Origin of the sequence: Tahibacter sp., from assembly GCF_035481375.1 — a bacterium.
GTDB lineage: Bacteria > Pseudomonadota > Gammaproteobacteria > Xanthomonadales > Rhodanobacteraceae > Tahibacter.
On the sequence record NZ_DATIGT010000193.1, the window covers coordinates 1 to 9516 of the forward strand.

General features: G+C 66.7%; 8 protein-coding genes and 1 pseudogene. 4 read left to right on the plus strand and 5 right to left on the minus strand.

Annotated elements, in window-relative coordinates; translation table 11 throughout:
- Both VLF18_RS12225 and VLF18_RS12230 read right to left on the minus strand, forming a co-directional pair.
- Positions 1–151, minus strand: a pseudogene (locus VLF18_RS12225) (methyltransferase); the annotation flags it as partial.
- A 109-nt stretch (positions 152–260) separates the two neighbouring features.
- Positions 261–539 carry a hypothetical protein gene (locus tag VLF18_RS12230; RefSeq protein WP_325279905.1) on the minus strand — a complete coding sequence of 93 codons (279 nt, stop codon included), beginning with the start codon at positions 537–539 and terminating at the stop codon, positions 261–263.
- Positions 540–1175: 636 nt separating this feature from the next.
- Here VLF18_RS12230 and VLF18_RS23160 point away from each other — a divergent pair.
- The gene (locus tag VLF18_RS23160) at positions 1176–1490 is read left to right on the plus strand and encodes a toll/interleukin-1 receptor domain-containing protein (RefSeq protein ID WP_414717217.1); all 315 of its coding nucleotides are present in this window, start codon (positions 1176–1178) and stop codon (positions 1488–1490) included.
- Between the two features lie 40 nt (positions 1491–1530).
- A protein-coding gene (locus VLF18_RS12235; RefSeq protein WP_325279911.1) for an IS5 family transposase occupies positions 1531–2294 on the plus strand; the annotation gives its coding sequence in 2 pieces (ribosomal slippage) (positions 1531–1849 and positions 1849–2294; 765 coding nt in all).
- A gap of 6 nt (positions 2295–2300) precedes the next feature.
- Here VLF18_RS12235 and VLF18_RS12240 read toward each other — a convergent pair.
- Together VLF18_RS12240 and VLF18_RS12245 are read right to left on the minus strand one after the other, a co-directional pair.
- On the minus strand, positions 2301–4460 hold the full coding sequence (locus tag VLF18_RS12240) for a hypothetical protein (protein ID WP_325279906.1): 2160 nt from the start codon (positions 4458–4460) through the stop codon (positions 2301–2303).
- A 73-nt stretch (positions 4461–4533) separates the two neighbouring features.
- Complete coding sequence (locus tag VLF18_RS12245; protein WP_325279907.1) at positions 4534–6396, minus strand: aspartyl protease family protein; 1863 nt, start codon at positions 6394–6396, stop codon at positions 4534–4536.
- Between the two features lie 153 nt (positions 6397–6549).
- Between VLF18_RS12245 and VLF18_RS12250 the strand changes: the two genes are divergently transcribed.
- Positions 6550–7119 (plus strand): helix-turn-helix domain-containing protein, encoded by a 570-nt coding sequence (locus tag VLF18_RS12250; RefSeq protein WP_325279908.1) that lies wholly within the window; start codon positions 6550–6552, stop codon positions 7117–7119.
- A gap of 146 nt (positions 7120–7265) precedes the next feature.
- Here the strand turns inward: VLF18_RS12250 and VLF18_RS12255 are convergent, their stop codons facing one another.
- Complete coding sequence (locus VLF18_RS12255) at positions 7266–8603, minus strand: hypothetical protein (RefSeq protein WP_325279909.1); 1338 nt, start codon at positions 8601–8603, stop codon at positions 7266–7268.
- Between the two features lie 203 nt (positions 8604–8806).
- Between VLF18_RS12255 and VLF18_RS12260 the strand changes: the two genes are divergently transcribed.
- On the plus strand, positions 8807–9516 hold a 710-nt coding region (locus tag VLF18_RS12260; RefSeq protein ID WP_325279910.1), incomplete at its 3' end, for a thioesterase family protein.

Below are 9516 nucleotides of genomic sequence, written 5' to 3' on the forward strand. Positions count from 1 at the left end.
CGAGCACGTTGCGGATGGGCCGGCCGAGGTAGTACTCGGCCATCGCGACGGCCATCGCGACCTTGCGCGCCAGCACCTCGCGCGAAATCACGCGGTGCTGGTCGTCGCGGTACCACTTGTCGAAATAGGCGCGGTCGTAGACCTTGTTCATGGAACCGCCCAACCGAGCGTCCGTCCATCGGCAACGCAGTGCAGACCACTGCGCGCGAAACCCGCCGGAACGCCGGAGCGGCGCCGCGCCGCCCCGGCAGGGGGCAAACCTACGGCCCCTTCTCCGAACGGGCTTCCAGCAGCCCGCGCACATCACGCGAGAGGATGGCCACAGCTTCGAGGATGCCGCCGTGCGAGCGCGAGCCCGGCCACTCCAACTGCGCCGTCGCGATGGTTTCGCTGAGTTCCTGGATAGCTCCCAGGCGGGCCATGATCTCCTCATCCAGCGCCTCGCGCTGTGCTTCCGCGTCGAGGATGTACGCGAACATCACGGGATGATCGCCCCGCGCGTCGCGGCGCAGGGGATAGAACGAACCTTGAGGGGTCATGGCGCGCGCCTCCCGGAGCAGGGAACAACGCCACCAATGCGGACAAGGCAACAACGACGCGGCTCAGTGCCGCCAACTGCAGACCGATTTTCCATGGACAACTCCCTTTGCGTGGAGTCGCCACCCGGAACGGCGAAAAGGGTGGCGAACGGTGTGCGGGTTTGCAGACCGGGCACGAAGACCGGCGAGCCTTGCGGCTCCCCGCACACCGCCGCCAGAAATCGGCAGACGGCGTCACACGAAATTCGAGCATAAAAAAACGCCGACTCTCGGTGCGACGCTGTGTGCGTCGTGCTTTCGGGCTGCAAAACCCGGTTGCCGGATTGGCGGCAACGGACCGGATTGTTTACCTGGGGGCGGGCGGCGTCAAGGGTGCGGATTTGTCCCTAGCGCGAACCGAGTATATTTTGCTCAAAGCTGAGAGGTTGCTGTTTCCGGCGACAGACTCATAGCCGTATTGGCACGGACGAGGCATGTTCTGCCGCATAACAGGGTCTGCCTGCCACCCGCTCGGTTTCATGAGGCTGGAATTTGACCTGACTCCGCTATCCGGAGAAGTTCCAATACTGGATCTATGTCGCCTCGGCTTGGGGTATGAATTGAAGTTTGGCTCATTTCTTGACACTGGTGGTGTCTGTGAAGTTATTCATCAGCTGGAGTGGGGAACGCAGCAAAGCCCTAGCGCTGGCCTTGCGGGATTGGTTTCCTCTCGTGCTGCACTATGTAGAGCCCTGGCTGTCCGAAGCCGACATCGACGCGGGACAACGCTGGGCGGATGCTGTCGCGAAGGAACTAGATGGTTGCAACTTCGGCGTCGTCTGCATTACGCGTGAGAACATCGGATCTCCATGGGTTCTATTCGAGGCTGGCGCACTGGCGAAGTCTCTGGAAGGAAGCCGAGTAATCCCGCTCCTGCTGGATCTAGATTTCCGCGAAGTTAGGGCGTGTTAACACTATTTACGAATGAGCCTCCATGCGCGAAACTTCGCGCATGGAAATAACTGCTAAGCAATTTGCCACGATTGAACATTGCCTGCCGCGTCAGCGAGGCAATGTGAGACTTCCCAATCTCGCTGTCCTCAACGCCATTTTGTATGTGGCCGAACACGGCTGTAAGTGGCGTGGGTTGCCGAAGCGTTTCGGCAATTGGCACACGATCTACACGCGGATGAATCGTTGGTCCAAGGCCGGCGTGTTGGATCGCGTGTTCGAGCAGTTGCAGTGCCATCAGATCGTACGAATCAAGATCGAAGCGGTGTCGATGGACAGCACCAGCATCAAAGTCCATCCGGACGGGATGGGTGCGCTTAAAAAAACGGTCCGCAGTCCATCGGCAAGTCCCGCGGAGGATGGAACACCAAGATTCATCTGGCTGCCGCGAATGCTCGGACGGCCGTAGCGTTCAGTCTGTCGCCGGGGCAAGCACACGATGCTCCCGAAGGCCGGGAATTGCTGCGTTGGCTTGGCCCTCAGTCCAGCCCGATTCCATTACTGATGGATCGAGCTTATGAGGGCAACGAAACGCGTCAGCTCGCGCTGGATCTGGGGTTCGTTCCAGTCGTGCCGCCGATGAAGACGCGGATCGATCCGTGGGAGTACGACCGAGAGCTCTACAAGCGGCGTAACGAAGTCGAGCGGCTCTTTCGTCGCCTCAAGGGATTCCGCCGAATCTTCTCTCGATTCGAAAAACTCGACGTCATGTTCCTGGGCTTTATCAGCTTCGCTTTGATCGCCGATGGGCTTCGGATGTGTTAACAGGCCCTAGTCGAAATCGTCGGCGAAGATCGCGTCGGCGAGCGACGCCCAGACCGGGCCGTCGTCGGTGACCTGAATGCCCTGCACGCCGGGATTCAGCGCGACCGGCGTGGTCGCGCCGAACGCGACGCTGCCGCCGCTCGACGCCATGCCCTTCTGCAGCACGACGCTGACCGTGCCCTGCTGCGGGTCGCCGAGCGTCAGCGTCCAGCTCGTGCCGTTATCGGCGAGATTCGCCGTCAGCGCGGTCGCGCCGACGTCGCGGCCGTGCACGACGTTGAGGAAATAGCTCTCGACGCTGCCGCTGGCGTCGAGTTCGAGACGATGCTGGCCGTAGAGTTCCATGCCGGCCACGTCTTCGTTGATGACGCGATAGGTCGGGCTCGCCGGCAGCAGGGTGATGAGTTCGGCGACCTGTTCGCCGACGACGGCGCTCGCGCGGTTCGCCGTGACGGTCGGCGGCACTTCGAAGTGCATGAGGAAGGTGCGCACGACGTTCGCGGCGTCGGCGTGCACGGCCAGCGGATCGGGCGTGCTCGTGCCTTCGATCGTGTTGATCCAGTTCGCCGTGAAATAGAACGGCAGCTGCGAGTCGCTGCTCGTGCGCGTGCGGTCGAGGATCACCAGCGCGTTGAAGCGGCGCAGGAACAGGAATTCGCGCACCGCCTTGTCGGCATAGGGCCAGTCGACGCGGCGGCCGTTGGTGTTGCGGTACGACCGCGAGAAGTCCGTCGCGATGTAGCCGAAATCCGGATGGTGGTGCACGCGGACGACTTCGGGCAGGCCGTCGGGCTGGTCGCCGCGGTCGACGCCGGGCGGGATCACGGTCGGGCCGGAACCGACCCAGCGCGCGGTCGTGCGGCCCTGGAACAACAGGCCGTTGTGCGCGACGTGATGTTCGGTATCGATCGTGCCGTTGCCGCCGAACGCGACGAGGCGCTTGGAATAGCCGACGCTTTCGCGCGTGATCCAGCGGCCCTTGCGCCAGAACTGGAAATTGCCGGCGTCGCGGTGGCGATGCTGCACGCCGCCCGGCGTGCCGAGCTGCAGGTGGATCGCGCTCGCGTTCGCGTCGTGTGCGCTGCGCGTGTAGAACACGGCTGCACCGGGCGCGAAGTAGTCGAGCGGCAATTGCGCGAGATCGCCGGCCTGACCGCTGCCGCCGAGCGCGTCGAACATCCAGCCGCGGCCCGCATTCGTCGCCGCGAGCCATGCCCGCATGTGGCGCGCGTTGCCGCTCGCGGCATTGCGCTGGCCGAAATAGCGCGCGACGTCGCCGTAATAGGTACGTACGTTGATCGGACTGCCTTCGAAGAACGTCGCATCGTCGTTGAACGGAAACAGCACGTTGCCGCCCGGCGGCACGCCGGTCGTGCGCGTCGGCCCCGGCGTCGTGCCGTAGATCAGTGCGTAGATCGCTTCGCGGAAATACGGCGTCTGCGCATACGGGTCGTAGCCGAAATCCGCGGCGCTCTGGAACGGCACGATCGGATACGACAGCGTGACCGAACCGTAGTCGGCGCCCTCGGGAAACACGCCGCCGCGGCCGAAATCCTGATACCACGACGGGAACCAGTCGCCGAGGCGCGTCTCGAGCGCGTTGTCGATGAACTCCTGCGCGCGCGGATTCTCGCCGTGACTCGCGATGCCCCAGAGCAGGTTGTTGCGCACGCGGCCCCAGAAATAGTTGTTCGCTTCGGAGCCTTCGTTCGCAAAGTCGTCGCCGTTGTCGCGATCCATGTAGCCGTTCCAGCGTGCGACCAGCGTCGAAATCTGTCCGGCGCTCAGACGATGGTGACACCAGTCGTAGATCAGCAGCAGCGCCTCGCCCTGCTGGCGCGTCGCGTCGCGGAAGCCGCCGATGCCCGCCGGCGCTTCCCAGCCGGCCAGATAGCTGGCGGCCTGGTCGCAGTCCGTGTCGTTGTTGGTCAGCAGGCCGCGCAGCGCGCGGCCGAAGTTCAGCGTGGTCGCCTCGCCCGACGGCGTGAACGGCGTGGACTGGTAGTGGGTGCGCGCCTGATTCAGGCGCGCCGCGTTGCCGTACCAGTTGCGCGGATGCGTCGCGGGAATGTTCAGCGAGACGGCCGGCGCAAGTGCGGGCAGCAGCAGCAGGAACAGCACCGCTGCGCGGCGCCGCGTACACATCGCGGAAAGTAGAGTTTTCATGGCCGCGTATGTTAGCGGCCGAAGCGGCGCCGACCGTGGCCGGCACCGCAGTTCGTTCCGGCGCGCTAGCCGTTCATCGGGCTTTTGCGCGCGTCGCGGGAATCAGGTCGGCCAGGACCAGCGTCGCTTCGTGCGTCTTTCCGTCGCGCTCGTAGGTCACCGCGATCGTCGTGCCGGCCGGATCCGTCGACAGCCGGTCGCGCCATTGCGACAGCGTGCGCGCCGGCACCGCTTCGCCGGCGAGGCGCACGATGCGGTCGCCGGCCGCAAGACCTGCCGACTGCGCCGGGCTGCCCTTGGTCACGTCGAACACCTTGAGCGCCGTGCCGTCGCGCAGCAGCGCGAGTCCGCTGCGATCGTTGCGGAAGGGTTCGGCGTAACTCGCGTTCGGTGCCAGGTGCATGCGCTTGTTCGCGTAGTCGAAGGCGACGGTGAAGCGACCGAGCACGCGACCGCCGAGATTCGCGTCGACATCGGGCGACGCGAACGCGCCCTTGTCGCCGGTGTAGAGGCTCGCCGCGACGTTCGGCATCGCGAACCCGCCGATCTCCAGTTCGCCGAGGCGCACGGGCCAGGCGCGCATCGGACCGCCGACGCCCCAGCCGGAAATCTGCTCGAACGTCGCGCCGTATTCGCGCTTGAGGTCGTTCTTGCGCACGAACGGCGAATGCAGATCGATCGCGGCGCCGGAACCGGTATCGACGGCAATGCGCACGGCGCGGCCGTCGATGCGGCCTTCGACGATCGGGATGCGATCGGCCATCGTGAACGGCACGGCCTTCGACCCGGCCGGCGGCGCGAATGCGTCGGGTCGCGTCAGCACGAGTTCGCGCCTGGCATAGTCGATCGTCACGCCGAAACGCTGGAACAGCTCGTAGCCGACGACGCCGTCGAAGTCCTCGCCTTCCACGTCGGGGAGCCGGCCGAAATCGATGACATAGAACAGCGGCTGCTCGAACGCGACGCCGCCCAGACGCAGCGACTTCGCGCGGCCCAGCGTCACATCGGCGCGCGCCTCGCCGGTGCCGCGCGCGGTGAGCTGGCCTTCGGTTTTCAGGCCGAGGCGCTTGACCGCGGCCGGCAGCAGGATGTTGACGCCGCCGGTGTCGACGAGCATCTGCACCGGCTGTCCGTCGACCTCCGCCTGCACGTGGATGTGATCGCGCACGAGCCGGAACGGGATGCGCGTGATGCCCGAGGCGTCGACGATGTGTGCGCCGCCGGCGAGCGCCGGCACGGCGAAGTCGGCGTCGCTGATCGCGGATTTCGTGGTCAGGCTGTCGTAGACGATCTCGATGCGGTTCGCGGCATCGGCGCCGCGATCCACGATCTGGTGGAACGGCAGTTGCACGCCATCGACGTCGCGCCAGTCGCCGAGCACGGTGACGACGCGGTCCTGCGCCGCCAGGCCGGTCACGAAGCGGTCGAGCCGGCCGGTCGCAGCGTCGAACCACAGTTCCACCGCCTCGCCGCCGGCCGGCGTCGCGGTGACGACGGCGTAGTTTCGCCCTTCGTGTTCGCGCGGCTGCGGCGCGCCGAAATCGGCCTCGCCGCGCTGCGGAAACCAGAACGCGCGCGCGCTGAGCCACGCCGCGGTGCGCGCCTGCCGCTGCGCCTCGGGCGCGTCGAGCCGCGCGACCTCGCCGCCGGGATCCTGATTCCAGCCTACCGAGCCGTCGTAGCCGTTGGCGCCCTTGAACAGGCCGAGGCTGTAGCGGGCGACGCTGCGGCCGGAAACCACGTCCTCGCGCGTTTCCACGGAACCGCTGAGGCCGGCAGCTTTCATCGTGCCGCGACCCGATACCGCAGTCACGGCATTCCAGTTCTCGCCGCCGCCGACGGCGCGGGCGCGGGCCAGCAGCGCCGCGGCGTCGGGCGCGGCGGCCGCGACGCTTGACAACAGCAGCAACAACAGCGATAGCGCACGCACAAACATGGCTTTCTCCCGTTTTTGTTCCGCGGCAGGCATGGCGGCACGTCGCGGCGATTCGTCGTATCGTTCATTGAATATTCTTGCGAAATTTCAACGAAGGCAACCCAACCGATGGCACAGCCACGCAAACCACGCCCTGCCGCCTCGAACCGCGCCGTGGAGAAACCCCGCGAAATCGCCCTGCTCGCCGCGCCGGCACGGCAGGAGCTCATCGACACGCTCGAATCGCTCGGCGGCGAAGCGTCGGTCGCGACGCTCGCCGCGCAGCTCGGTCGGCCCGCCGACGGCCTGTACTACCACCTGCGCCTGCTCGTGCGCGGCGGCCTGCTCGAAGAACTGCCCGACGAAGGCGACGGACGCCGCTATCGCACGCGCGTCGACAAGGGCGCGCGTCTGCAGCTGCGCTATCGCGGCGGCCGCAACGCCGGCGCGGCGGCGGTGGAGAAAGTCGGCACGAGCATGATGCGCATCGCCGCACGCGACTTCGCCGCTGCGCTCAAGCGCAGCGACGTCGCGACCGACGGTGCGGAGCGCGAAGTCTGGGCATCGCGCAGCAAAGGCTGGGTCGACCGGCGCGACCTCGCCGAGATCAACCGCCTGCTCGCGCGCGCGCTGGAGCTGCTGCACAAGCCGCGCAGCGAGTCGCGCGACAAACTCATCGCACTGGCGTGGGTGCTCGCGCCGCTGCCCGTGCGTCCGAGCCGGCGCGGGCATGACGAGGAGTGAGGTCGCGGCGAGCCGCAGGCGAAACGCACCCTCGCGGTTTATCTATTGATTCACCATTCCACAGTGCGACTCGGATCCGACGATCGCCTTGTGGCAATTCCTCGGACGCTGCGGTTCGCCTGCGGCTCACCGCAACCTGCGCGCTCTCACTGGAAGCCGTTCGCGAAGATCAGGTCGGTCGCGCGTTCGAACGCGCCGATGTCGATGGTCGCGTCGGTTGCGCGCGCAGGCGCGGTGCCCGGGGCGACGATCCCGCGCACGGGCACGACGGCCGGCGGAAACAGCGGACCCGGGAACGGAAACGATGCGTTCGGAACCGGCGCATTCGTGCCGGCGTTGCGCAGCGGACTCGCCAGCGTCGGACGCAGGTCGAACGCGGCCGCATTCTCGAAGCCCGGCGTCGTGCCGGTCAGCGTGCCGCTCCACTCGCCCGCACCGGGCACGAACGTCGCCGTGCTCTCGATCCAGTTGTTGCTGCCGCGGATCTGCCGGCCGTCGGTCCAGACCAGCTCGCCGTCGACCGCGCGAATGATGCGCGGCACGCCGCCCGCCGTCACGTCGATCACGTTGTTGTGCATCTCCACGGCCTGCATTTCCTGGAAGATGCGGAACACCGTGGTGTCCTGGCCCGAGCTCAGCAGGATCGTGTTGTTGACGAAGCGCGCGCGGCCCTTGCTGACGCCGCTGCCGTCGCCGCCGATGCGGATGACCGCGCCGAACGCCGGGTTCGTGTGGACGATCACATTGCCGACGACGTCCTGGTCTTCGCGCACGAGATCGCGCGTCCAGCCGTCCTGCTGCGTGTCCTCGTCGGGTCCGATCAGTTCGAGTTCGTGATACGTCGCGCCTTCGAACCAGTTGTAGAAGATCTCCGCGCGCTGGTGGCGGCACTTCAGCAGATTGCCGCCGTTGCCGCTGTGCACATAGTTATAGCGCATGCGGAACACCGCATTCGGCCAGGCGACCTCGTCGCTCTGGATATAGAGCGGATGCAGGTTCGTGCCGGAACCCGCGTCGTAGATCTCGGAATACTCGAGCGTGAACGAACCGGAGAACTGGTCCGTACCGAGAATGCCGTGGGCGGCGCAGTCGTGGATCACGCTGTCGCGCACCGTGACTTCGTGCGCGCCCTGCAGGATGCAGCGCCCCGTGCCGCCGCTGACCTCGAAGCCTTCGAACACGACGTAGTTGGACTGACGGAACTCGACCGTGTTGCCCGCACCGGAAATGTGCGGCCGCTGGCCGCCGACGCGAAGCCCGCGGATCGTGACCGGGTTGCCCGGGCTGCCGCCGTCGGCGGCCGGCACGATGACGCCGCCGGCATAGGTCACGCCGCCGTCGACTTCGACGAGATCGCCGCCTTCGAGATTGATCGCGGCGAACAGCTGGTTGAGCGAGGCAAAGGGACGGGAGGGCCCGACCTGATAGGTAGCGGCGCCGGCCGGTCCGGCCAGCAACAGCATCGACAGCAGATAGCGGCGCATGCAACGACTCCGGTAGCGATTCGGCGAGGGGGCGCAGCCTGCACGCGCAGCGCGCCCCGAACCGTGAAACTCGTGGCGAAGCACGAAGCGAACAGCGTCAATGGCCGAATGCGCCGGACCGCCGGCGCGTGGCGCTTTCCGCACCGGGCGGGCGCCGGAACCATGCACTAAGCTGGCGCGATGACCGATGACGGAACGCGCCGATGAAACTGTCCGAATTGATCCGCTCTGCCGTGCGCGACGGCGAACGCCTGCAGGTCGACGTCGGCGACGACTGGCTGCAGGGCCGCAGCGTGTTCGGCGGCCTGCAGGCGGCGGTCGCGGTCGCAGCAATGCGCTCGCTCGCGCCCGAGCTGCCGCTGCGCACGCTGCAGATGACCTTCATCGCGCCGGTGCCCGCCGGCACCGTCCGCGCGACCGCTACGCTGTTGCGCAGCGGCAAGAACACGCAGCACGTCCAGGCACGCCTCGAAGATGCGAACGGCGAGCTGCTCGCGCTCGTGATCGGCGTGTTCGGCAGCGCGCGCGCCTCGCGCGTCGCGCGCGTACCGGCCATCGACACGCCCGGCGACCACCACGCCGGATCGCCGCTGCGCTTCCTGCCCGGCGTGACGCCGAGCTTCATGCAGCACTTCGACGTGATCCTGCGCAACGGCGCGCTGCCGTTCACGAACACGCCGGTGCAGGCGAACCGTTTCGAACTGTCGATGAAGGACGAAGGCGCCACGAGCGAATGGCATCTGCTCGCGATCGCCGACTTCGTACCGCCGGTCGCGCTGTCGTGGATGGACGGCGTCGTGCCCGGAAGCTCGCTGACCTGGATGCTCGAATTCCTCGTCGACGACTACGCCTCCCAGCCGCTGGCCGGCTGGCGCGTCGACGCGGAGATGATCGCCGCCGCCGACGGCTACAC

What these genes read in the sequence shown, in the direction of transcription:
- VLF18_RS12255 (WP_325279909.1), bottom strand. Translation starts at nt 8,603, where the DNA reads ATGCGCCGCTATCTGCTGTCGATGCTGTTGCTGGCCGGACCGGCCGGC.
- VLF18_RS12240 (WP_325279906.1), bottom strand. Translation starts at nt 4,460, where the DNA reads ATGAAAACTCTACTTTCCGCGATGTGTACGCGGCGCCGCGCAGCGGTG.
- VLF18_RS12245 (WP_325279907.1), bottom strand. Translation starts at nt 6,396, where the DNA reads ATGTTTGTGCGTGCGCTATCGCTGTTGTTGCTGCTGTTGTCAAGCGTC.
- VLF18_RS12230 (WP_325279905.1), bottom strand. Translation starts at nt 539, where the DNA reads ATGACCCCTCAAGGTTCGTTCTATCCCCTGCGCCGCGACGCGCGGGGC.